This is a genomic window from Corynebacterium pseudodiphtheriticum, assembly GCF_023509295.1.
GTDB lineage: Bacteria > Actinomycetota > Actinomycetes > Mycobacteriales > Mycobacteriaceae > Corynebacterium > Corynebacterium pseudodiphtheriticum.
Genome location: NZ_CP091864.1, coordinates 1,436,127 through 1,460,042, shown reverse-complemented (window position 1 = coordinate 1,460,042; position 23,916 = coordinate 1,436,127). Strand labels below are relative to the sequence as shown.

Here is a 23,916-nt window from a genome sequence, read left to right as displayed (position 1 = left end):
ACAGCGTATGCCATTTTTGGGGATGCGCATGTAAAAAACGAGGAAGGCTGCCAGAATGGAGACCATGGATACTTCAGAATCATGGTGGGATAGTCTCATAGACTTTGCGACGAACAATGCCGTCGCGTTTTGGGTGATTGTTGCCGCCGTCGCGTTGGCACTAATCATCATTATTGCGCTAATCGTTGGAGCGAAGCGCAAAAAGTCGAAAATGGTTAGTTTCGGTGGTGAGGATTCCGAAGAGCCAAAACAGCTAACCCAAGAGCAAAAATCTGGTAATTACCAAGCCACTGGAGGCTTTAATTTTGCTCCGGGTGGGGCAGGGGAAAAACAACCTGCTGCTAAGCCTGAGCCTGAATTTAAGCAGCAACCAATTGCTCCAGCGTCGGCTGATGCGTCAGATGAGGAATCCATTAGGAATGCGGAGGCTGTCGAGTCAGCGGAGCAAGAAGCTCCAGCACAACCAAAAACCGAACAGCCAAAGACCGAAAAGTCTGCTGCGGAAGACTCTGTTGACGGACGGGTAGAGGCAACTGCACCGTCAGCTTCAGAAACAGAGGCAGAACCGGAGGTAGAGCCGGAACCAGAGGTAGAGCCAGAGCCTGAACCAGAGACAGAACCGGCACCGGAATCAGAACCAGAACCGGACGCAATACCTAAACCGGAATCAGAACCAGAACCGGAGCCGAAGCCTCAAGATGATATCGCTCCGGCTGCGGGACGTTTGTCTAAATTGCGGGGTCGGTTATCCAAGTCGCAAAATGCGATCGGGCAAGGAGTGTTGGGGCTTCTCACCGCAGGCGATCTGGATGAGGACGCATGGGAAGAAATTGAAGATACCTTGATCATGGCGGATTTGGGAACGAATGCCACCATGAAAGTCACTGATTTGCTGCGTGAGAAAATCTCTGAGCGCGGCGTATCGAGCGAAGCCGAGGCCCGCGCGATGTTACGCGAGGCGCTTATTGAAGTAGGCAAACCAGAGATGGATCGTTCCATCAAAGCGATGCCACATGACGGTAAACCGGCCGTCGCCATGATTGTTGGCGTTAACGGCACCGGTAAGACAACCACCACCGGCAAGCTCGGTCGCGTGTTAGTAGCAATGGGGCATGATGTGGTTTTCGGCGCTGCCGATACCTTCCGTGCTGCAGCAGCCGACCAGCTGGAAACATGGGGCCGTCGCGTTGGGGCGACCACCGTCCGCGGTGCTGAAGGAGCAGACCCTGCTTCTGTCGCTTTTGATGCCGTGGCGACGGGAGTCAACGAGGGTGTTGATGTGGTGTTGGTTGATACTGCCGGTCGTTTGCATACCTCGAATAACCTGATGGACCAGTTGGGCAAGGTTAAGCGTGTCATCGAAAAGAAGGCGGAAGTTGACGAGGTGCTCCTGGTCATCGACTCCACCGTCGGCCAGAATGGCTTGGCCCAGGCGCGGATCTTCCGTGAAGTCGTCGACATCACCGGTGTCGTTTTGACCAAACTTGATGGCACGGCGAAGGGCGGCATTGTGTTCCAAGTACAAGAAGAACTAGGAGTACCGGTCAAGCTCGTTGGCTTGGGCGAAGGCGCGGACGATCTGGCCCCGTTTGAAATCGAGTCATTTGTCGATGCGCTCCTGGGCAATGAGCGTTAGCTCTACGTGATAATCTAAACGACGATGATTTTTTCCTTATTAGCGCTACTCGGGGTGACGGTGGCCAGCGCCCCGCTGCTTTCGCGCCTACTAGGCCGAAATGCGGGTTGGGTGTTGGCTCTACCGCTGATCGTTGCAACCATCATGGGGGTTGCCGTCTACGATGGGATACACACGGAATCAGTACCGTGGATTCCTTCGTTGGGCGTGGACTTCAACGTTCGCCTGGACGGTCTATCATTCGTATTCCTGTTGCTGGTCCTAGTGATTGGCGCCGGGGTGCTGATGTATTCCACTCGCTACCTGCACCACAAGGATTCGGCGTTCTACTTCTTTATCACCGGCTTCGCGGCGGCAATGGCTCTGTTGGTGACTACTGACAACCTGTTTGTTTTCTATGTTGCTTGGGAAATGACGACGCTGTGTTCGTTTTTCCTCATTGGGAATTCCGGTGAAAAGGGTCAACAGCCAGCTATCCGAACCCTGTTGGTCACCGTCCTTGGTGGTTTGTTGCTGCTGACGGCAACCATCATCATGTCTGTGTCGACGGCTACACTGCAGCTTAGTGAGGTCATCGCGTCAGACTATTGGGCCGACAATCCTGGAACCTTGACTGTGGTAGCGATGTTGATCGCAGGGGCCGCGTTTACAAAGTCTGCGCAGTTCCCATTCCAAGCTTGGTTGCCTGATTCTATGGTAGCTATCGCTCCGGTTTCTGCTTATCTCCACGCGGCAGCAATGGTTAAAGCAGGAATCTACTTGATTCTGCGCTATTCTCCGCTATTTGGCGAAGTAGCCATCTGGAACATTTTGCTCATTGTGTGTGGTTTGTTCACGGCTGCTTTTGGTGCCATGACCGCCGTGACCCGCGATGACTTGAAAGAGCTGCTTGCTTATTCCACCATGTCGCAGCTCGGACTTTTGGTGGCCACGGTTGGTATCGGCACGGATGCAGCACTGACGGCGGCCATTGTGCACACCATTGCGCACGCGTGCTTCAAGGCTGCGTTGTTCATGTCTGTCGGCATCGTCGAGCATGAATCTGGTACGCGTTTGTACTCTGAGCTGCATTATGTCCGTACCAAAATGCCGGTAACCAAGACCTTGGTGGTTATCGCCGCAACCTCGATGGCAGGCATTCCGTTGCTGTTCGGTTTCGTATCCAAGGAAGGCCTGATTGAGGCTGCGTTGGATGCACCGTTCGGTGACAACATGAACGTTCTAATCACCGCCGGCGTGGTCGTGACGTCGATGTTTACCTTTGTATATTCCTTTAAATACATCATCGGTGTTTTCGGAGCACGGGGCAGTGTTGCAGAAACCGACGTAAACAAGACCGTCCCAGAAGCTGCATTCACTTTCTGGGTCATCCCAGCGTTGTTGGCTTTGCTGACGCTTGCATTGGGCGTATACCCGGGTGCGGTCGATAACCTGGTTGACGATGCCGCGCTCGCTGTTACCGGTGCAGCCCAACATGTGCACCTCGCCATTTGGCACGGTTTCAACATGGCACTCGGCATGTCGGCGCTCATCGTCCTCGTCGGCATCGTGCTGGTCCTGAACCGTGATCAGTTGTTCCGGGCGATGTCAGTTTTTGGTGCTCCGCTCACTGGTCTATATGTGGTGGAATTCTTACGCCAAGGCATCATCAATACGGGCGGCAAGTATTTCACAGCCGCTACTGGCACGACGTCGATGCGGCGTCACCTCGTGTTACCACTGCTTGGTGTCATCAGCTTGGCGGTGATCGGCATCTTTACCCTGAACGATCTTCCTGAGGTAGTAGGGGAACGGGCCTGGGCCATTGACTGGATTTTTGTTCTACTCGTCGCAATGGGATGTATGGCCACCGTGATGGCTAAGTCACGCTTGACAGTGGTTGTGGTCGTATCGATCGCGGGCTTTGGCATGACTCTGTGGTTCTACGTCCTTGGTGCCGCTGACGTGGCGAATACCCAGTTGACGGTGGAGATCCTGACAGTTTGTGTTCTGGTGCTGATTCTGCACCGTCTACCGGACCATTTCACTCCAGATACACGCCGTTCGCATTTCTGGTCTATTGTTCTCTCGGTTGCCGTAGGTATCTCCACCATGCTGGCCGTGTTGGCTCTAACTGGACGCCGCGAAATATCGGATGTTTCTGAATACTTCTTGCGCGAAACGGAAGAACTGACGGGCGGCTCCAATATTGTCAACGTCATTCTGGTCGAGTTCCGTGCCTTCGATACCTTGGGCGAGCTAACGGTGCTTGGCGTTGCCGGTATCGCGATTGCCGTACTCCTGTCCAATAACCGCTTGCTTGCGGTGCACGATACCCACATGGACAAGCACTCTCCGCTGATTGATGCACGCGCAAACTCTGTGTTCTTGCGTTCGACCAGCAAGTTGGTGGGGCCAATCATCGTCGCTTTGTCGATCCTGCTGTTTTTCCGCGGGCACAACGAAGCAGGCGGCGGATTCGTTGCTGCGTTGATTGCTTCGGCTGGATTTGCGTTGGTCTACCTGGCCGCGCCATCCAACGCCGAAGCCAAGATCCGCTTGCCATACATGGCACTGATCGGTGGCGGCATCACAGTGGCTGTAGCTACGGGTCTATTGGGCTTTGTCGAAGGCTCTTTCCTCAGGCCGCTGGACACCCACATTTTTGGCTTGCACTTGTCGACGGCCCTGCTGTTTGATCTTGGCGTATATCTGGCCGTGATTGGCATGATTCTCGCTGCTTTCAACCTTCTGGGAATGCCTCGACTGAATTCTGACGAAGCCGACGCCCGCGAACCAGGAGCGGATGCCGACCTTGCGGACCGGTCCCTGGAAGCCGAACCACAGGCAGAAAGGAACTAACTTATGACACTCGCCATTTCTGCCGGCCTGCTCGTAGGCAGTGCGGTGTACTTAATGATGCGCCGCGACATGCTACGCATTGCGCTCGGCTTTACTCTGCTCTCGCACGGAGCAAACCTAATCCTGATTGCAGCCGGCGGTACTGCTTCGCGTAACGAGCCATTCGGAAGCCACGACACCGCGGCCGTCGCGGAAGCAGCCGACCCACTGCCACAGGCATTAGTTCTCACCGCAATCGTGATTTCGTTCTCAATTTCGGTTTTGATGTTCGTCACGGCAGCCGTCGGTAAGAAAGACGATGCCACCCGCCCAGAAGTCAACCTCGCACGCGAGCAGGATGTGGTTCTGTAATGGATATTGCTGTACTACTACCACTCTTTACTGCGCTGCCCCTAGTTCTCGGTGGCGTCCTGGTTGTCGGACACCGTTTCCAGTTGTTACAAGACATTGTGCTCTTCGCGACGCTGACCGGCACGATCGCAGCATCTGTCGCGCTGTTCCCACTGGTTTCTGACGGGCAAACCATCGCTCACAACATTGGTATGTGGGGCTTTGGTTATTCGATCCCATTCGTGGCCGATATGTTCGCCGTGCTGATGCTCGTGACCACGGCCGTACTGGGCCTAGTATGCGCATGGTTTGCGGCTGCTTCTGGTTTAACCAAGCAGCGCTTCGCTGCACCATTGATCCTCATTTTGATGGCCGGCGTCTTTGGTGCGATCTTGACCGGCGATCTCTTTAACTTCTTCGTCTGTCTTGAGATCATGCTCTTGCCGTCCTACGGGTTGTATGCATTAACCATTCACCAGCGTGGTGGATCACTGCTAGTAGGTGGCATGCGCCTGTTCATTGCGTCGAACCTTCTTGGTTCTACGTTGTACATGGTCGGTGTAGGTCTGGTCTACGGTACGGCCGGAAGCATTAATCTTGCTGAGCTAGCCGGTGCCGCCAAAGAAGACCCAACCGTCGCCCTGGCAGGTGCCGTGTGCTTGCTGGCTATGTTCATCAAGGCGTCGATCGTGCCGGTTCACTCTTGGCTGGCGCAGACCTACCCATATACCAGCCCTGCGATTACCGCGCTGTTTTCCGGCTTGCACACCAAAGTCGGCGTCTACATGATTTACCGCATCTACGCGGTGCTCTTCGATGGCGATGACCGCTTCCTCTGGATCATGGTCGCGCTGTTCAGCTTAACCATGGTCGTCGGCGTCCTGGGAGCAGTCGGTGAAAAAACTACGCGTTCGATTCTGGCATTCCACATGGTCTCCCAGCTCGGCTACATCATGATGGGCGTCGCGTTGTTTACGGAACTCGGTTTGGCAGCGGGCATTTTCTATCTTGTACACCACATGATTGTGAAAGCCTCCCTGTTTATGTCGACCGGCGCAATCGAGGTGCAATACGGAACCGGCGAATTGGGCAAGGTGACCGCGATGGCGAAACGCGAACCAATCATGGCCGTTGCGTTCTTCGTCGCAGCTTTGTCTCTGGCCGGTATCCCGCCATTCTCCGGCTTTGTAGCGAAATTCTCGCTGATGATAGCTACTTGGGAGGTTAACTGGATCTACCCGTTGGCTGTCATGGTGGTCGTCTCTTTGCTCACGCTATTGTCGATGCTGAAGATCTGGGGAGGCGTTTTCTGGGGTAACCCGAAAACCCCACTGCCGGATCCCGCGCACGGACAAGACCCAGACGGCCCTCATGCAACCTTGGGAGGTGGCGTCGCCACATATACGCGTAGCGACTCTCAGACGATGACTGCGGACAAAACCGCGACGAAACCAAAATCGCGTGTTGGTTTTTGGCTCGCTGCTCCAGCAGTAATAACTGCCGTCATTACCTTGGTGCTCGGTGTCGGTGGCGAATATTTGATGCAGTATTCCGAGGTAGCCGCTAACAACCTGATGGATACCTCCAGCTATGTTGAGGCGGTGAAAAACTAATGGATATTGTGACTTGGCCATTCCGTATGTTGGGCTTTTGGCTCTGGTACCTGAAAGAATTCGTTGTCGCGAATATGTCCGTTATTCGCGACATTATTTCCCGCGGCCATGATTCGACGCCTGGTGTAGCTTGTTATGAATCTCGCAGTTTTAAAGCCGGCCATTACACGCTATTTGCGGCGTTGGTGACCATTACCCCAGGTACTTTGGTAGTCGGTGCAGGAGAGACGAAGAACGGTGTACGCATCATGTATGTGCACGGTATGTATAACAAATCTGCCGATGAACTACGCGAAGATCTCCGGGACATGGAAGAACGCATGCTGAAGGGCATCATGTTCCGTCCGCGATTGAATGAGGACGCTAAGTAATGACAACCGTAATCGCTATCGCAATCGTTATGATCGCACTGTCGGCGCTTCCCGCAGCGTATCGTATGTTGGTGGGGCCGACCCGTTCGGACCGAGTTTCCGCCGCGGACTTCTTATTGTTTGTACTGGTTGCGCTTCTCGGGCTCAGCGGGTTCCTGAAAGGATCCGGTTATACCTTTGACCTGATGCTCGTCGCGTCACTGGTTGGCTTTTTGTCTGCAGTCTCGCTATCCCGTGCTCTATTGAGGGGTGCTCGTTAATGGACGTTATGGAAATTGTTTCCTCGGTATTCATCCTTATAGGCGCTGCCAACTTCGTAATCTGCGGTGCAGGCATGCTTACTTTCCGAGATGTTTACGCACGTATGTCAGTTCTGTCGACAGCATCAGGCTTTGGTGTGTCGATGATTATTATCGGCGTCTTCTTGCTGGAGCCCCGTTGGTCTACCGCAATCGTTGGCATCGGGGCGATCATCTTACTGCTGGGCACCTCGGCAATTGGCTCGATTTTGATTTCGCGGTCGTCGATCCTGCGTCACGTCGCGATTGTCGATGTGCAATTTAATGAAGCAAACGTTTGGGAAGGTGAATTCGTCTCTCCCGACGATTTCCAGTACAAACAAGAGACTGGACAAGCGCGCAAACGCGACTAATCCGATTTGCTTATATGCCCTAGGCCTTGTGGCCTGGGGCTTTTTGCTACTTAACCCCTAACTATCTTTCGAGCGGTTTAGCAAGGCCAGACTGAGTAAACACTACCGTTACCACTGCGGCTGTCATTCTGGTTTGCCCCGGCCGAAGACATTATCCGAGTCCCTACTCGGGAAAGCGGCGGAAAAGGAATCAAAATCCTGTGTTTTCGTGGCCCCGGCATTTGGGGGAGTCTGATATGACCTGCGTGGGCAAGACCGGCTAGGCTAGTGGGGCTAGTATATGCCAACGGTAGGGAGTTACACGACGTGTTTGAGTCATTGTCCGACAGGCTACAGTCTGCCCTGAAAGGCCTTCGCGGCAAGGGCAAACTGACGGAGGCGGATATCAATGCCACCGCCCGGGAAATCCGGTTGGCGTTGTTGGAAGCCGACGTTTCGCTCACCGTCGTGCGCGGTTTCATTAAACGCATCAAAGATCGTGCCATTGGCGCGGAAGTTTCCGAAGCCCTGAACCCGGCTCAACAGGTTGTAAAAATCGTTAATGAGGAACTACAAGATATCCTCGGCGGCGAGACTCGGCGTCTGAACTTGGCGAAAAACCCGCCGACAGTCATCATGTTGGCTGGTTTGCAAGGTGCTGGTAAAACCACTCTGGCGGGTAAGCTCGCCAAACACCTGGAAAGCCGTGGTCACACCCCAATGTTGGTAGCTTGTGACTTGCAACGCCCAGGCGCTGTTGATCAGCTGCGCATTGTTGGTGAGCGCGCGGGAGTCAAAACCTTCGCTCCGGACCCTGGCACCTCTATGGATTCCCGACATGAAATGGGAACCTCGCACGGAGACCCAGTCGAGGTCGCACGTAACGGCATTGAAGAAGCTCGCAAGGCCCAACATGACGTCGTTATTATCGACACTGCTGGCCGCCTTGGTATTGACGAGACTTTGATGAACCAGGCCCGGGATATTCGGAACGCGGTTAACCCCGACGAAGTCTTGTTTGTCATAGACTCGATGATCGGTCAGGATGCCGTTCATACCGCCGAGGCTTTCCGGGATGGCGTCGATTTTACTGGCGTTGTTCTGACGAAGTTGGACGGTGATGCTCGTGGTGGTGCAGCGCTGTCTATTCGTGAGGTAACCGGCAAGCCGATCCTGTACGCGTCGACCGGCGAGAAACTCACCGATTTTGATATATTCCATCCTGAGCGCATGGCCAGCCGTATCTTGGGCATGGGCGATATGCTCACTTTGATTGAGCAGGCTGAGGCTAACCTCGACCAGAAAAAAGCCGAAGAGGCTGCGCATAAGCTCGGCTCGGGCGAGATGACGCTGAATGACTTCCTCGACCAGCTCATGATGGTGCGCAAGATGGGTCCCATCGGCAATCTATTGAAGATGATGCCAGGCGGTAGCCAAATGTCGAAGATGGCCGACATGGTCGATGAAAAACAACTGGATCGCATCCAGGCCATTATTCGCGGCATGACTCCTGCCGAGCGTGACGATCCGAAGATCTTGAACGCTTCTCGCCGCAAGCGTATTGCGGCAGGTTCCGGTGTGGAAGTCTCCGACGTTAATCAACTGGTGGAGCGCTTCTTCGAAGCGAAAAAGATGATGAGCAAGATGGCTGGGCAGTTCGGTATGCCTGGAATGGGTGGCTCGAAACGTTCGGCGACAAAGAAGAAACCAAAGGGCCGGAAGAACAAGAAGGGCAAACGGAAGAAAGGCGGGGGCGGAGGCGGAGGTATGCCAAACATGCCAGGTATGCCTGGAATGGGAGGCGGAATGCCATCGATGAAAGATCTACAGCAAATGCAGCAGCAGATGCCTCCAGGAATGGAAAATATCGATTTGAGCAAGCTCAACTTCGGTAACAAGTAAGCTATTTGACGTAAGGTTTGATAATCGGCTCCAGCAAAGGCTGGGCCGATTTTGCATATGCATTCGAAATATGGTGCATATCGCGATAGACAGCAATATTGCCGATAACAACTTCACAGCGTCGCTGGTCGCAGAACCAATCTGCTGTATCTACGGCCTTCATTCCCAGCTCATTCAACACGGATTCGGCGGGGTCGACTTCTTGATACACCTGCTTCCGTGCGACTGAACACAGCCCGCCACCGTCCACTAGGCAGTTACTGAAGTTGAAAGGCTCACCGTTGGGCCGCAAGCCCCAAGGGTTATCGCGTAGCCCGACAAAGTCGATGTCAGCGTCGGCAAGCTCTTGCCAAAAAGCTGCGTAGCCATACGGGACATAATCCGGGCCATGACCAAATTCGCCTACCGGTCGGGTCGAATTTGAAATCACGAGGTCAGGTTTTTCTTCGAGCAATTTCTCAATTACCCGCTGACTCCAGTTATAGCAGCGCTGATCAATTTGATGAGTGCCGACGATCAAATCATTCGGGCCCGTGACAACCGGGCAGCCCGCGCGCAGCATCACCTCCAAGCGGAAACCGTATTTTTTGCCCAGCGCATCTAACGGTCCAGCCCACTGTTCGGCGTGTGAGCCTCCTACTAAGTAAACGGTCTTGTCTGCGTCACGGTCACCGAAAACGCAGGGTTCACCATAGCGGGATTCCTCAATTTGCACGGTCGAAGAAGGATGATCGGCCGGGATAAAGCAGTGGACCTCGGACACGACAGGGGCGAGGCTAGAAACGAGATGCGGATCTGGTGCGACGTCTACATTCTTTGGGACGTCGTGCCCAGATTGGGCTAGTACGCCAGGATACATTTCCTGCGGTAATGGCAGGCTGCGTTCATTGTGTAGACGCTGCGTCCACCATGGTTGGATGCAGAACAACGCGAGCAAGGCGGCAACCGTAACAGTGGCTCCGGTGGCACGTGCACGGTGCGAGCTAATGCTCTGGCGCAGTTCCTGCCAGGTGATCTGTGGAGACTTGCTTGTCCGGCGGGAAGATTTTTCCCGCAACGGTTTTTCTACGAACCTATTTGTGACCCACGCCAGCAACACGGAGATAGCGATGATGCTGATGCCCAGTATCGCGTTGGGTTCGGATTGCTTCCAGTAATTCGTAGCAATAATGAGTAGAGACCAGTGCCAAAGGTACAGCGAGTAGGCGATTTCACCGAGCCAGCGCATCGAGCGAGTGGCTAAAAACTGTGCGACGTAGCCGTTGCCACCCATGATCAACAGTACGGCGCCACCAATTGGAAGCAGCGACAATGGCCCGGGATAGGCCGTGGAATCTTCGACGATGATGCCTGTGATAAACAGCAACACCAACCCGGTGACGCCAGCGATGTCGGAAAGCCAGCGGTTCAGGGCCAGTTTGCTGCCGTAAATCACCAAAACTGCCCCGAGGCTTAATTCCCACATGCGTGACCAGGTGGAATAATAATTATCTGACATGCCGTAAAGACCGAAGCGGGAAGCATAAGCAAATGAAATGGCCGTGACGATGACAAGTATCGGCCCCGCAACCCGCTTTACCAGGTGCCTACGGTTCTGTAGCGCCCACGCCAGCAACAATGCGAATGCGATGCCCAGCACATAAAACTGCCCTTGCACCGACATCGACCACAGATGTTGCAGTGGGGAGATTTCCGCTGCCGCCGCAGCATAAGCCGCGTCCTGCCTGGTCAATTCCCAGTTTTGGTAATAAGCCAGGCTGGCGGTTATCTGCTGTGCCAGCTCGATATTCATCAGCCATGGGGTGGTGGTCAGTACTAAAATCACCGTGATGCCCACAACTAATGCGAGTGCGGGGACTATCCGTCGAATTGTGCGCCAGATGGGCCACCATGGATTCAAGGAGGCGTCGTCACCAGAGGCATAGCGGAGCTGTGAACCAAGAAAGAAATAGCCGGACAACAGTAAGAACACATCCACGCCACCGGATACCCTGCCAACAAAGACATGGAAAACTACCACTAGGGCGATGGCAAGACCACGAAGGCCGTCCAAGTCATAGCGGTAGGAGGGTTTATCTGGCGTGGGAGTCAAAACGGGGTCAAATAATCAATCGGTGATAAGACTGTTGCGAAACGGGCGCGGATAGCGATATCGATTATGGATACCCGGGTAGTTTAACGTCTTTTTCTTGTTCGCCCTATTTGGCCACCCTGCAGGTGTTTTGCTTAAGCCACTGTTGCTTAACTTGTTGCTGATTAAGCCTCTGTTGCTTAAACCGCTTTCGATTAGTCCGCTGCTGGGCGAATGTGCGGCAAGAAAACCGTGGTTGGCCAACAAGGCGTATCCAGGCTATAATCGAGGGCTGTCTGTGTATCTGCGTAACACCGCGGTCGTCTACGGTCGTCGCGGTCGGGATCACGCGCAGACTAATCCAAGGGTTGAACCGGCCTGCACCCGCAGGTGTCAGAACTGCCCAGTGAATCTCTACAAAGAAAAGGAGCCAAGAATGGCTGTCAAAATTAAGCTGCAACGCCTCGGCAAGATCCGCACTCCACAATACCGTGTGGTCATCGCTGATTCTCGCACTCGTCGTGATGGTAAAGAGATCGAGGTCATCGGTCGTTACCAGCCAAAGCAGGAGCCTTCCCTGATCGATATTGATTCCGAGCGCGCTCAGTACTGGTTGTCTGTTGGGGCACAGCCAACCGAGCCTGTTCTCGCTCTGCTGAAGGTTACCGGTGACTGGCAGAAGTTCAAGGGCTTGCCTGGTGCAGAGGGCACCCTGAAGACCGCTGAGCCTAAGCCTTCCAAGCTGGAGCTGTTCAACAAGGCCCTGGAAGAAGCCAACAACGGCCCATCTATCGAAGCCATCACCGAAAAGAAGAAGAAGGCTAAGGAAGAAGCCGACGCTAAGGCCGCTAAGGAAAAGGCAGAAGCTGAGAAGGCTGCCGCTGCTGAAGGCGAAGCCGAAGCTGAAGCTGAATCCAACGACTAAAAGTTTGCAGACGGTCTGAAAGATTCCGCAGGCTTTGCAACACCGCGTGGTGTTCCCGAACCGGGAACCCGCGCGGTTTTTTGTATGACGGACACGCTAAATTAGGGGATATGGACGTACGAATTGGTCGGGTCGTTAAGACCCATGGCATCCGTGGCGAAGTCGTGGTGGAAACAACTACGGATGACCCGGAAGGCCGCTTTGCCCCGGATACTGTTATCGAGGGTCGTCAGTCAGGTCGCACGCAATCACTACAGGTCCGCAGCGCGCGTCCGCATAAAGGGCGCTTATTACTTGCACTGAAGGAAATTACGGACCGCACTACCGCGGAATCGTTACGGGGCATGGAGTTTTATGCGCCGGCTGATGATTCGGACGAGGATGGTTACTATGACCATGACTTGGAAGGTTTGCGCGTGTGGCACGATGGCGCGGAGATTGGCGCAATCAGCGGTGTGGTCGAAACCATCAACCGTAGTTTGCTGGAAATCACGCTGACCGACGACGGTCGCACCGTTTTAGTCCCATTCGTCGACGAGTTCATTGCCGAAGTAGATTTGGACGCTGGAACGATGACGATCACTCCGCCGGAAGGGTTGTTGGACCTGTGAGACTTGATGTTGTCTCAATATTCCCAGAATATTTGCAACCATTACGTCACGCGTTGCTTGGACGCGCAATTGAGCGTGGTCTGATCAGTGTCGGTGTGTATGACCTCCGCGACTGGGCCACTGGGGTGCACAAGTCTGTCGACGATTCGCCTTATGGCGGCGGACCGGGCATGGTTATGAAACCCGAGGTATGGGGCCCGGCGCTTGACGAGATTGCCGCGGGCAAGCGCGCAGGAGGGGCTGAACAGTTAGATTCTGCCGTGCAGCACATCCACGGTGCCACTCACGATGAACTTTCTGGTACTGTTCCGCAACGCTACGACGGTCGGGATGTGTTGACTGGCGAGGATCCGAATGCACCGTTGCTGCTTGTGCCTAGCCCGGCTGGTGCAGTGTTTAGTCAAAATAAGGCACAAACCTGGTCCAATGAAGACCACATTGTTTTTGCCTGTGGGCGCTACGAGGGTATTGATCAGCGCGTTATCGATGATGCTGCGCACCGTTACCGTGTGCGTGAAGTTTCGATCGGTGATTACGTCTTGATCGGCGGCGAGGTTGCGGCTTTGGTGATTGCCGAAGCTATCGTTCGGTTAATCCCCGGGGTTTTGGGGAACCAACGTTCGCACCAGGAAGACTCGTTTTCCGACGGTTTGTTAGAAGCGCCGTCGTACACTAAGCCACGTGTGTGGCGTAGTTTAGAAATCCCTGAGGTATTAACTTCCGGCCATCATGGCAAAGTGGCGCAGTGGCGGCGGCAACAAGCGTTGCTGCGCACGCAGTCGCGGCGCCCGGATTTGTTGGAAAATGTGGAGCTGAGCACAGCGGACCGGGAAATTCTTGCCGCTATCCGGGAAGAAGCCGCAGGTATCGACGAAAATTAGCGGGGGGATATCAGGCGGTCTGCGGACTAACCTTCTGCTAGAAGCCTGCCTAAAGGTGGTGTTGACGGTGGCGAATAACTAGGCTTGGCCCAATGATCGTCAGTGTTATTGCCGAAGAATTAGGTGTTTCCAGCAACCGTGTGCAGGCAGCATTGTCCCTGCTTGCCGAAGGAAACACCGTTCCATTTATCGCCCGTTACCGCAAGGAAGCTACCGGCGCGCTGGATGATACCCAGCTGCGGCACATCCAACAGCGCGCGGACTACCTGGAAGAACTCGCAGCGCGCAAGGAGACGATACTCGCTGCAATCGACGAGCAAGGCAAGCTCACCGATAAGCTGCGCGCGGAGATTAGCGAATGCGATTCTAAGGCTCGTTTAGAAGATCTCTACCTGCCGTATAAAAAACGCCGGAAGACCAAGGCGGACAAAGCTCGGGAAGCTGGCCTGGAGCCGTTGACGGACACGTTGATTGAGGATCCGTCGGCGGATCCGGAGACCGCTGCGCAGGATTTTCTTGTCGACGGCTACGCTGATGCCAAATCGGCACTGGATGGGGCCCGGGCGATTCTGGTCGATAGGTTCGCTTTGGATGCGGACCTGGTCGGGGAGGTGCGCGAGCAGTTTTTCCGCGATGGCACCCTGGGTGCTCAGGTCGTGGCTGGGAAAGAAACTGAAGGTGCGAAGTTCCGCGATTATTTCGATTTTTCGGAGCCTTTGACCGCATTGCCTTCACACCGCATTTTGGCGTTGTTACGTGCGGAATCGGAAGGCATTATCCAGCTGGAATTCGATGGTGGCGATGACGCGGGCTACGAACACTTGATTGCTCAGCGTTTCGGACTAGATACCACGGCTTCGAGTTGGTTGGCACAGGCGGTGCGTTGGGGGTGGCGAACCAAGTTGATGGTCTCTGCTGGGTTGGATGCGCGCAACCGTCTGCGTAGCTATGCCGAAGATGAAGCCCTACAGGTCTTTTCGACGAACCTGCGTGATGTTTTACTGGCTGCACCCGCTGGGCAAAAAGCCATGTTGGGTATGGATCCGGGCTACCGCAACGGTGTGAAGTGCGCGGTGGTTGACGCCACCGGAAAAGTCGTGGATACCACAGTGGTATATCCGCACCAGCCACAAAAGCAGTGGGTGCAAGCGGTGGAGGTGTTGCGCGGTTTGTGCGCTAAGCACGCCGTAGAACTCGTCGCTGTGGGTAATGGAACGGCCTCCCGGGAGTCGGAAGAGTTAGCAGCGGAAGTCGTCGCCACGTTGGAAACACGCCCGCAAGTTGTTGTGGTGTCGGAATCTGGTGCATCGGTGTATTCTGCCTCGGCACAAGCGGCGGCCGAATTGCCGGATATGGATGTTTCTCTGCGTGGAGCAGTTTCGATCGCCCGGCGTTTGCAAGACCCGTTGGCAGAGCTAGTGAAAATCGATCCGAAGTCCATCGGCGTGGGGCAATACCAGCACGATGTGAATCAGACCAACCTAGCCCGGGCGCTGGACGACGTCGTCGAGGATGCAGTAAACAGCGTGGGAGTGGATGTCAACACGGCTTCGGTTCCGCTATTAGAACGGGTGGCAGGGTTAAACGCGACCGTTGCGGAGAACTTGGTGACTTACCGGCATCAGAATGGCCGGTTTGCTACGCGCAAAGAGTTGGGAAAAGTACCACGTTTAGGGCCCAAAGCGTTTGAACAAGCGGCAGGGTTTTTGCGTATCAATGGTGGGGATAATCCTTTGGATTCCTCCGCGGTACACCCCGAGGCCTATCCGGTAGTGCAAAAAATTGCGGCTGCGGTTGGAGCAGGCGTGGAAGAGTTAATTGGTGATTCTGCGCGTCTGGCGAAGTTGCAGCCTGCTGAGTTTGCAGATGAGGAGTTTGGTGAGCTGACCATCGCCGATATTATTGCTGAACTGGAGAAGCCCGGCCGCGATCCGCGCCCGGAATTCCGAACAGCGAGCTTTAAAGAAGGCGTGACAAAGGTAGCGGATTTGCAACCGGGCATGATCTTAGAAGGCACGGTTACCAATGTTGCTGCTTTCGGAGCGTTTATAGATGTTGGGGTCCACCAAGATGGCTTGGTGCATATTTCTGCGATGAGTAACAAATTCGTGTCTGATCCACACACAGTGGTGCGTTCGGGTGAGATTGTGAAGGTGAAGGTCATTGATGTTGATGTTGACCGTCAGCGCATTGGATTGAGTTTACGTTTAGACGATGAGCCTGGTGCTGGTAGCAATAAATCGGGTGGCAACAAGCCAGGCGGTGGGTCTTCCCGGAAGTCCTCGAATCAGGGTGCCCGATCCGGGCGGTCGGGTGGTGACCGTACTGAGACTCGTGTTGGAAAGGGGCGTGGGGCCAAAAACTCTGCTGCTACTGCGAAGAATAAACCAGCTGGTTCTATGGCTGATGCCTTGCGTAACGCCGGGTTCGGCGCCTAACTCTTGGTTAGTTTCATGCGTCTTTAACGCACGGCTGTTGGGTTCTTTCGTGCGTGATTAGTGCACGGCTGTTGGATTCTGTTGAAGGCAGGCAGTATACTGTAGGACACGATGCCCGGGTGTAGCGCACGTGCTACAAGATATGCCCGGGTGCGAGTTAAGAAAGCTATTCAAAGGGGCAAAGCATGAGTACCAAGCAGGACCGGCAAGAAGAGGCCCGGGACATTAAAACCGGTGATGATCAGCCGTCGAATATGTCTGAGGTTTATCTGCCGTTCATTGGTTTCTTCGTTGTGATGGCAGTTGGCCTTGGTCTGGTCATCGGCGGTTTCAACGCTTTGGAATACCTCTAAAGCTTTCCCGTTCTTATTTGCCCGCTTCCGTTTCGGGAATCGGGCTTTTTGGCGTTTAACCCGAAACGGGCAGTGGATTCTAGGGTTTCTGGTGGTCGCTACCGAGCGCATTGAGCCCGCCGGGTAGGCTGCGTAACTGCACTTGCGGTAGTGCAGCGCCGTATTCGTCGATGACGCGTTGGCTGCGCAGGCCGGAAGCACAAAAAATCACTACTTGTGTAGCGGAGCCAATTGCAGTCTCGATATCTGCGCTGCTGGTGATCGTACTGAGCGGTAGTCGCAGCGGCTGGTAATGCTCTGGAAGGTCTGCCAGGTATTTCTCGTGTGCTTCTCGTACATCAAGTGCCACCGCTGTGCCCCCAGCCACTCGTTGCAAAAGCTTGCGTGCTTGTGTGGCCTGGTCTTTTTGTCCATCTTGATCCGAAAGGCTCTTCGGTTCAGTGGGCGTCGCCGCGCAACTGGCGCCATAAAAATCTGCCAATTTCGTGGTTAGTGGGCGTTGCGGATCAGTACGGACGCGGAAGCTGGTCAGTGCAGCTGGCATAGCCTGATAACGCAAAACCCGGCCCGGTTCGTAGCGCATTTCGGTGAGATAGGCGATTGCTTCGGTAGACATCAGTCCAGCAATCACGGACGTCGTCACGCCCAACACTCCGGCGGTTGCGCAATCTGGTGCGCTTGTGGCATCGGGTTGCTCGGGAAATAGGTCCCGCAATCCAACACCACGTTGCTGCGCTTGCTGGGAGCTGTCGCGTTGTTTCTCTCGTACGTCTGGGCCTGAGCGCCATAGTGCAACCTCACCGGAATACTGCAAGACCGTGCCCCATACCAGTGGGATTCCCAGAATCTCGCAGGCATCAGCGACCAAATATTTTGTAGCAAAAGTATCTGAGCCATCCAGCACTAGGTCGACGTCGTCGAAAAGTTGCAGGACATTATCGACCCGTATGCGTTCCGCCAGGGCAATAACTTGAATATCGGGTTGCAATTCCCGAGCGCGCGCGGCAGCAACCTCGACTTTGGGTTTGCCAACATCACCGGCGCCAAACAAAATTTGCCGGTGAATATTGCTTAAATCCACTGTGTCGTCGTCCAGCAGCGTAATCTTGCCGACGCCAGCGGCCGCCAGCTGCTGCAACGCTGGGCACCCCAAGCCACCGGCACCAACGATAAGCACATGGCTGGCATGTAAACGTGCCTGTTGGCGCGGTCCAAAACCCGGCAAATTCATTTGCCGCGCAGTGCGCTGGATCTCGCGGTCGGGTAGTTGGCTGAGGAAATCGTGTGCTTGCGCGACAGAATTAGTAGTCATGCTCCACATCTATAGCACTTGATCGGGCCACGAGGCGAGACCAGAAAAAGTACTGGAGGCTTGGGCGTGTTCCCGGCGCGGGATGCGTCCAGCGCTACGTGAAAGATGTCCGCTGGTGACGGCGTGGCGCATCGCCTCAGCCATTGCCACCGGGTTTTGGCACCGATTGATGGCACTGGCGAGCAAGACGCCGGAGCATCCTAACTCCATGGCAAAGGCGGCATCCGAGGCAGTTCCGATACCGGCATCGATCAGCACTGGTACCTGCGCGCGAGAACAGATCAGCTCAATATTGTGCGGATTCAAAATTCCTAAGCCCGTGCCGATCGGCGAGCCCAATGGCATCACTGCAGAAGCACCGGCATCTTCGAGTTTGCGAGCCACCACCGGATCATCAGAGGTATAGGCTAAGACGGTAAAGCCTTCGTCGATCAGCAGCTCGCAGGCGTCCAAGGTTTCGGTGACGTCGGGTAACAATGTGTGTTCATCGGCGATTACTTCGAGTTTCACCCAGTTGGTGCGGAGTGCTTCGCGGGCCAATTTCGCGGTAATCACAGCATCGCGGGCGGTGCGGCAGCCGGCGGTATTGGGTAACGGGTCGATACCCAAGCGCTGCATTAACTCAAAGACAGATTCGCCTCCGCCGGTAGCTGCCGAATAGCGCCGCATCGCGACCGTTGTGAGCTGTGTGCCGGAAGCAATTAGTGCTTTTTCCAGCATTTCCTGTGAGGAAGAACCACCTGTGCCCATGATCAAGCGGGATTCATAAGAACGATCTGCAATAGTGAGCATGCGGTTGCTAGCCTCCTTGCCGTGCGTTGAGGATGTCGACGGTCTCACCGTCGTTTAGTGCGCGACACCATTGCGAAGCCGGCACTACTTCACCGTCGATAGCAACGGCAATGCCCGCTGTGAGATCTTTACCGGTGATTTCTTTAACCAGCGCGGTGACATCAATAGCCGAAGTCGTGTGCGGTTGGTCGTTAACGGTGATTTCAACGGTCTTAGCAGTATCGGAAGAACGATCTGTCATGTGGATCCTTTCAACAGCTATAGGCTGGGTGCTGAGGTCAGATATTCGGTTTTGGGTTAGTTTTAGCGCAGAATTACGGATTGTTAGCGGGCGTCGCGAAGCGGGGCGCAAGCGCTGATATCCACGCTGAGCTGATCAGGTGTTGCGCCTTCAATGAGTTCACGGCTAACGCGCGCAGCCAGTGCGGAAAGCAAAATCCCGTGTCGGAAATAGCCGGTAGATATCACCAGATTAGCACTGACTCGCCCCAGATAAGGTAGATCATTGGGGGTGCCAGGGCGTGCGCCGGTGGTAGCTTCGAGAAATTCACATTCTTCAATTCCAGGCACGAGGCGGATGGCATCGCGCAGAAGATCGTAGACTGACGACGCTGGGGGCCCAGAGCGATGATCCTCGCGACTGGTTGCACCGATCGTGATACGGCCGTCGGCACGCGGGATGATGTAGATCGGACGGTCTTCCACAAAACCGCGGATTACTCGATCGCACAATGGCCGCAAGTGCTCGGGGCACTGGAGTTGTAACACCTCGCCATAGACTGGGCGAAGCTGGAACGCCCCTTTTGGACTTGCTGGGTTGGTGCCGGCTTCCGGCAAGACTCCCGCGATATCGCGAGCGCCCAAACCATTGGCCAGTACAGTTTGTTTCGCAGGATATCGTCCCTGGGCAGTCAGCACCGCACCATCTTCGAGCTGCGTGGCTTGTTCTCGGATTATCTCCACACCCATGTTCTTGAGTGCATCGAGCAGCGCAAGGGCAGTCTGGCGAGGAAAAATTTGGTGATCTCCCGGAATCTCCACAGCTCCCGCCACCGCCGGGGAAAGAGCAGGCTCGAGCTTGCGGGCTTGGCGCACGGAAAGTTTCACCACGTCCATACCATGCGCATTTTGATAATCCATCAACTCTGTCAGGTGTTGAGAATCTGCGCGGTCGGCAGCGACCACCAACGTGCCCTCGGTGCGATAGCCAGTTGGAAGATCCGTGTGTTCGGCAACGACCTCCATAAGCTGGGGGTACCACTGGCCGGAATGTTGCATGAGCGGGAAGAGTGGATCTTGTTGATAGACCACTTCCGCGGCCGGTGCGAGCATGCCACCGGCGTGATGTGTTGCACCCGATGCAGGGGCCGGATCCAACACCCGGACGCTATGACCGTGGTGTGCTAATTCCACTGCGGTAGCCAAACCCACCATTCCAGCACCGATAATATTGACCTCGAACTGCTCGGTTCCGCGGGATGCCGCCTGCCCGGCGGTAACATTCTTGACGACGCCAGCCACATATTCTTCTGGGTTCGCAGCATGCATAATCCCGCGTACAATCGCGACGCCTGCAATTCCGGTGGCGGCTAAGTCCTGGGCATCGTCGATAGTCACATCGCCGATGGCAACGACCGGCACTGCACTGGCTGCGACGATTGGTGGATAACCAGAAATGCCCAGCGGGCTGCGTCCGGAATCTTTCGTCGGAGTTGCCCGAAACGGCCCACAACCGATGTAATCCAGCTCTTCGGCGTGGGCATTCGCAGCTCGCGCTAGTTCAACTGTGCCCGTGGTCAAGCCGATGACCGCGCCGGGGCCAAGGATTTCGCGAACCTTAGCGACGTTCATGTCATCTTGACCGACGTGGACTCCGGCAATGGGGTAGCCATCGGTTTTGAGCTTGGCGACGAGTTCCACGACGTCGTCGACTAGAACCGCACAATGTGGGTTGACCTGTGTAACAGCCACCGAGACATCGGCGGCGAGCCGATAGAGATCTGCCTCAGTGATTGGTTTGGAGCGCACCTGGATGATGCCGGCGCCGCCGCGAGCAGCAGCAACCGCACGAGCAACAATCTCGTCGTGGCTTCCTGCTCCGGTGACAAAGTAGCAACGGAAATCCAGGTGCTCCCGGGCGCTGTGGGCACGAGTAGGAAAAGGTGCAGACATGAAACCACCGTTTGTATTGCTGGAATAGATTTGAAATCTGTTTAACTATTGTGCCAGACTAGAGCGGTTGATTGTTAAGGATACGAACCGGTCACATCACGCAGAATCGTAACTGTCATGCTGATGATTCTTTGTGATTGCTAGGCTCCTCTTTCCCGACGTATTAAGGACACTGCTATGAACCACATTCTCGACAAAGTCGATGCTGCGCAGCTGCGCGACGACATCCCAGAATTCCGTGCCGGCGATACTCTGGACGTAGACGTCAAGGTTATCGAGGGAACCACCCAGCGTACCCAGCTTTTCTCGGGTGTTTGCATCCGTCGTCAAGGCTCCGGTATTCGTGAGACCTTCACCGTACGTAAGATCTCCTTCGGTATCGGAATTGAGCGTACCTTCCCGGTACACTCTCCAAACATCGACTCGATCAAGGTTACTCGCCGCGGTAAAGTCCGTCGCGCGAAGCTGTACTACCTGCGTAACCTGCGCGGCAAGAAGGCTCGTATCAAGGAAAAGCGCTAAGTTTTTCGCAGATGCTGCAATCACCCAGGCTGAATCATTCCGCCTGGGTTTTTTGTTGCTCTGAACATGTTCATTGCTGCTTAGCAAGTTACTGATCTGCCGCCTGTACATTTATCCACTGCTAAGGTGTAATCCGTGACTAGCGAAGAAAACCGCACTGGAGATGATCTAGCCAAAAGTCGACGCCTGCGAGGTGAGGCTGGGCCTGAGTCTGTGGCTAAGACCGAGGCTGCGACCGGCGAGGAAACTCAAGCGACTAGGGGCAGTGACGCTGCCGACAGTGAAGCCGCCGAAGAAAAACCGCGGATGCCAGCTTGGGCCGAGACCATACTGACGGTTTTGGTGGTTTTAGTGGTTGTCGGGCTGTTTCAGAATTTCGTCGGCCGCCAATACGTGATCCCTTCGGCTTCCATGGAACCGACTTTGCATGGTTGCCCGGAGTGTACGGATGACCGGATTTTTGTGGAAAAGGTCAGCTACTACTTTTCTGAACCGCAGCCTGGCGACGTCGTGGTGTTCGAAGGTACCCCATCCTGGGACGGCATGTATCAGTCACCGCGTTCCGATAATGCTGTCTTTGCTCGTATCCAGGATGGCTTATCGTTGGTTGGTTTGGCCGCGCCAGATGAAAATACTTTGGTGAAGCGCATCATTGCTACTGGCGGGCAAACAGTGTCCTGCCAGGAAGGCGACACGGCTGTGATGGTAGACGGTCAGCCGATTGATCAGTCCTATGTGCAAAGCCCACCACAGTATGCGGTCGATGAGTCTATAGGTTCGGAGGCTTGCGGTGGCCCGTATTTTGGCCCGGTTGAGGTTCCAGAAGATTCCTACTTCATGATGGGGGATAATCGGACGAATTCGGCCGATTCTCGGGCGCACATGTTTGATGATCGTCAGGGCACTATCCCCGCGGAAAATATACGAGGCAAAGCAAAATTTGTCTTTTACCCGTTTAACCGCTTTGGCGGTATCGATGACCCGGACATCCAGCAGTAGTTCTGTCCCGACCACTGTGTGCCGAAGTGCTTCGCAGGCGTGGCGTTGGCGGATCATGCTCGTCACCGCTGTCGTGAGTTTTGGTGTGCTCGCTGCGGTGCAGGCTTTCGTCGGCAGGTTTTATGTGGTGCCGTCGTCGTCGATGGAGCCAACCTTGCAGGGGTGCACAGACTGTCCGGAGAGTAATGATCGCATCGTCGTCGACAAGTTAGCCTATCGTTTTGGTGATCCACAGCCGGGCGATGTAGCGGTATTTGATGGTACTGAGTCGTGGCACTCGGGTTTTTCTTCCCCGCGCAGCAACAATCGTTTTCTGCGTGGTGTACAGAACGTAGGCTCTGCGATTGGTGTGGTCGCTCCGGATGCGAATAGCTTCGTTAAACGGGTCATCGCTATTGAGGGCCAGACCGTGCAGTGTATGCCCGGTGATCCTGGGGTGCTTGTCGACGGACGAGTTATCGCAGAACCATATCTTGCTGATCCGCCTGCGCATCGTGTCGACGGACCCGGTGGTGCACAAGAGTGTGGTGGGGACTTTTTCGGCCCCGTAACTGTGCCCCAGGGTCATGTTTGGGTGATGGGGGATAACCGTACAAATTCCCTCGATTCGCGGGCTTACCTGGGCGATCCACAGCAGGGCACGGTTCCGGTGGATAATTTCATTGGGAAGGTCCGCGGAATTTTTCTGCCCCTGGATCGCTTCGGCGGACTGGAGTAAATCCATGGCGGTAACGCGAAACGCGCAGAAAGCACACAAAGATACGGCTGGCACGAAGCTACACGGAAACCCGAGCTGGATGGAACTGCATCTGGAAAGTAGTGGTTTTGGGCCAGTTGCGGGAGTAGATGAGGCTGGTCGAGGTGCCTGCTGTGGGCCAGTGACCATAGCCGCGTGCGTGTTGCCTGCTGCATCATTGCCGGAATTGGCAGCGTTGACCGATTCGAAAAAATTAACTCCTGTTAAGAGGGAGAAGCTCTATAATCTCATCGTCGATCAGGCTGTGGATTTTAACGTTGTGCATATCTCGGCGGCGCAAATTGATGCCCGGGGAATTCAGCATGCGAATCTTTCCGGGATGCGTCGCGCTGTGGTTGGTTTGGCGCACCCCGTTGGCTACGTGCTTAGCGATGCGATGAAAATTCCCGGTTTGACTGTGCCACAGCTTCCGATCATTGGTGGTGATGCTGCAGCCCGGTGCATTTCTGCGGCAAGTGTGCTGGCAAAGGTAAGCCGTGATCGTCTGATGACGGAACTAGATCAACGTTATCCCGGCTATGGGCTTGCTGGGCATAAAGGATATGGCACCAAAGCGCATAGCCAAGCGATAGAACAGCGGGGAGCTTGCCCGGAGCATCGTCGCAGTTATGCCAACGTGGCGGCTGCTCATGCGCACTGGGAAGCCGCGCAGCCATAATTCTGGCTAGGAGTTTGGGCCCCGGTGCGCCGCGGCCGCGCAGGGGCGATTGCCAGTTAGACTGGTCTTCACATTGTTCGCAGACACCGGATCCTTAGCCG

22 protein-coding genes and 1 pseudogene are annotated in these 23,916 nt (G+C 55.0%); 17 read left to right on the top strand and 6 right to left on the bottom strand.

From position 1 onward, the window contains the following. The first annotated feature begins 55 nt into the window (after positions 1–55). From ftsY to ffh, 8 genes are all read left to right on the top strand, one after another. Positions 56–1,636 (top strand): signal recognition particle-docking protein FtsY, encoded by a 1,581-nt coding sequence (gene ftsY / locus L9H78_RS06545; protein WP_249619598.1) that lies wholly within the window; start codon positions 56–58, stop codon positions 1,634–1,636. 24 nt (positions 1,637–1,660) lie between these two features. Continuing rightward, positions 1,661–4,477: a DUF4040 family protein gene (locus L9H78_RS06540; protein WP_249619597.1), complete on the top strand. Its 2,817-nt coding sequence runs from the start codon at positions 1,661–1,663 to the stop codon at positions 4,475–4,477. A gap of 3 nt (positions 4,478–4,480) precedes the next feature. Next, entirely contained in the window at positions 4,481–4,828 is a 348-nt protein-coding gene (locus L9H78_RS06535; protein WP_249617339.1) for a sodium:proton antiporter, read from the top strand. Continuing rightward, positions 4,828–6,420: a monovalent cation/H+ antiporter subunit D family protein gene (locus tag L9H78_RS06530; protein WP_249619596.1), complete on the top strand. Its 1,593-nt coding sequence runs from the start codon at positions 4,828–4,830 to the stop codon at positions 6,418–6,420. The genes L9H78_RS06535 and L9H78_RS06530 overlap by 1 nt, the downstream gene beginning before the upstream one ends. After that, positions 6,420–6,791 carry a Na+/H+ antiporter subunit E gene (locus L9H78_RS06525; protein WP_021352709.1) on the top strand — a complete coding sequence of 124 codons (372 nt, stop codon included), beginning with the start codon at positions 6,420–6,422 and terminating at the stop codon, positions 6,789–6,791. The genes L9H78_RS06530 and L9H78_RS06525 overlap by 1 nt, the downstream gene beginning before the upstream one ends. Continuing rightward, positions 6,791–7,051, top strand: coding sequence for an MrpF/PhaF family protein (locus L9H78_RS06520; protein ID WP_021352708.1), 261 nt, complete (start codon positions 6,791–6,793; stop codon positions 7,049–7,051). Before L9H78_RS06525 ends, L9H78_RS06520 begins: the two co-directional genes overlap by 1 nt. Then, on the top strand, positions 7,051–7,443 hold the full coding sequence (locus L9H78_RS06515; RefSeq protein ID WP_021352707.1) for a cation:proton antiporter: 393 nt from the start codon (positions 7,051–7,053) through the stop codon (positions 7,441–7,443). The genes L9H78_RS06520 and L9H78_RS06515 overlap by 1 nt, the downstream gene beginning before the upstream one ends. 306 nt (positions 7,444–7,749) lie before the next feature. Continuing rightward, positions 7,750–9,324, top strand: a complete 1,575-nt coding sequence (ffh, locus tag L9H78_RS06510; protein WP_249617337.1) for a signal recognition particle protein — start codon at positions 7,750–7,752, stop codon at positions 9,322–9,324. A 1-nt stretch (position 9,325) separates the two neighbouring features. Here ffh and L9H78_RS06505 read toward each other — a convergent pair whose 3' ends face one another. Further along, positions 9,326–11,416, bottom strand: coding sequence for an acyltransferase family protein (locus tag L9H78_RS06505; RefSeq protein WP_249617336.1), 2,091 nt, complete (start codon positions 11,414–11,416; stop codon positions 9,326–9,328). Between the two features lie 415 nt (positions 11,417–11,831). Between L9H78_RS06505 and rpsP the strand changes: the two genes are divergently transcribed. From rpsP to L9H78_RS06480, 5 genes are all read left to right on the top strand, one after another. Then, positions 11,832–12,320 (top strand): 30S ribosomal protein S16, encoded by a 489-nt coding sequence (rpsP, locus tag L9H78_RS06500; RefSeq protein ID WP_249617335.1) that lies wholly within the window; start codon positions 11,832–11,834, stop codon positions 12,318–12,320. Positions 12,321–12,430: 110 nt separating this feature from the next. Continuing rightward, on the top strand, positions 12,431–12,931 hold the full coding sequence (rimM, locus tag L9H78_RS06495) for a ribosome maturation factor RimM (protein ID WP_249617334.1): 501 nt from the start codon (positions 12,431–12,433) through the stop codon (positions 12,929–12,931). Then, positions 12,928–13,812, top strand: a complete 885-nt coding sequence (gene trmD, locus L9H78_RS06490) for a tRNA (guanosine(37)-N1)-methyltransferase TrmD (RefSeq protein ID WP_249617333.1) — start codon at positions 12,928–12,930, stop codon at positions 13,810–13,812. The genes rimM and trmD overlap by 4 nt, the downstream gene beginning before the upstream one ends. A 92-nt stretch (positions 13,813–13,904) precedes the next feature. Further along, entirely contained in the window at positions 13,905–16,250 is a 2,346-nt protein-coding gene (locus L9H78_RS06485) for a Tex family protein (RefSeq protein ID WP_249619595.1), read from the top strand. A 185-nt stretch (positions 16,251–16,435) separates the two neighbouring features. Then, positions 16,436–16,603, top strand: coding sequence for a hypothetical protein (locus L9H78_RS06480; RefSeq protein ID WP_021352699.1), 168 nt, complete (start codon positions 16,436–16,438; stop codon positions 16,601–16,603). 79 nt (positions 16,604–16,682) lie between these two features. On the opposite strand, the gene L9H78_RS06475 is transcribed toward L9H78_RS06480, so the two are convergent. The 5 genes and pseudogenes from L9H78_RS06475 to L9H78_RS06455 all read right to left on the bottom strand — a co-directional run. Then, entirely contained in the window at positions 16,683–17,915 is a 1,233-nt protein-coding gene (locus tag L9H78_RS06475) for a ThiF family adenylyltransferase (RefSeq protein WP_249617331.1), read from the bottom strand. A 9-nt stretch (positions 17,916–17,924) separates the two neighbouring features. Then, positions 17,925–18,707 carry a thiazole synthase gene (locus tag L9H78_RS06470; protein WP_249617330.1) on the bottom strand — a complete coding sequence of 261 codons (783 nt, stop codon included), beginning with the start codon at positions 18,705–18,707 and terminating at the stop codon, positions 17,925–17,927. A 7-nt stretch (positions 18,708–18,714) separates the two neighbouring features. Next, positions 18,715–18,948, bottom strand: coding sequence for a sulfur carrier protein ThiS (gene thiS / locus L9H78_RS06465; RefSeq protein WP_249617329.1), 234 nt, complete (start codon positions 18,946–18,948; stop codon positions 18,715–18,717). A gap of 83 nt (positions 18,949–19,031) precedes the next feature. Then, entirely contained in the window at positions 19,032–20,156 is a 1,125-nt protein-coding gene (thiO, locus tag L9H78_RS06460; protein WP_283775235.1) for a glycine oxidase ThiO, read from the bottom strand. A gap of 57 nt (positions 20,157–20,213) precedes the next feature. Beyond that, positions 20,214–20,879 (bottom strand): annotated as a pseudogene (locus L9H78_RS06455) (thiamine phosphate synthase); the annotation flags it as partial. Positions 20,880–21,056: 177 nt separating this feature from the next. On the opposite strand from L9H78_RS06455, the gene rplS reads away from it, so the two are divergent. The 4 genes from rplS to L9H78_RS06435 all read left to right on the top strand — a co-directional run bounded on the left by rplS (position 21,057) and on the right by L9H78_RS06435 (position 23,815). Further along, positions 21,057–21,401, top strand: coding sequence for a 50S ribosomal protein L19 (gene rplS, locus L9H78_RS06450; RefSeq protein WP_249617328.1), 345 nt, complete (start codon positions 21,057–21,059; stop codon positions 21,399–21,401). Positions 21,402–21,707: 306 nt separating this feature from the next. Further along, on the top strand, positions 21,708–22,400 hold the full coding sequence (gene lepB / locus L9H78_RS06445) for a signal peptidase I (RefSeq protein WP_249618844.1): 693 nt from the start codon (positions 21,708–21,710) through the stop codon (positions 22,398–22,400). 55 nt (positions 22,401–22,455) lie between these two features. Then, entirely contained in the window at positions 22,456–23,118 is a 663-nt protein-coding gene (gene lepB, locus L9H78_RS06440; protein ID WP_249619594.1) for a signal peptidase I, read from the top strand. Positions 23,119–23,197: 79 nt separating this feature from the next. Further along, complete coding sequence (locus tag L9H78_RS06435; protein WP_249620755.1) at positions 23,198–23,815, top strand: ribonuclease HII; 618 nt, start codon at positions 23,198–23,200, stop codon at positions 23,813–23,815. Positions 23,816–23,916: the final 101 nt, after the last annotated feature.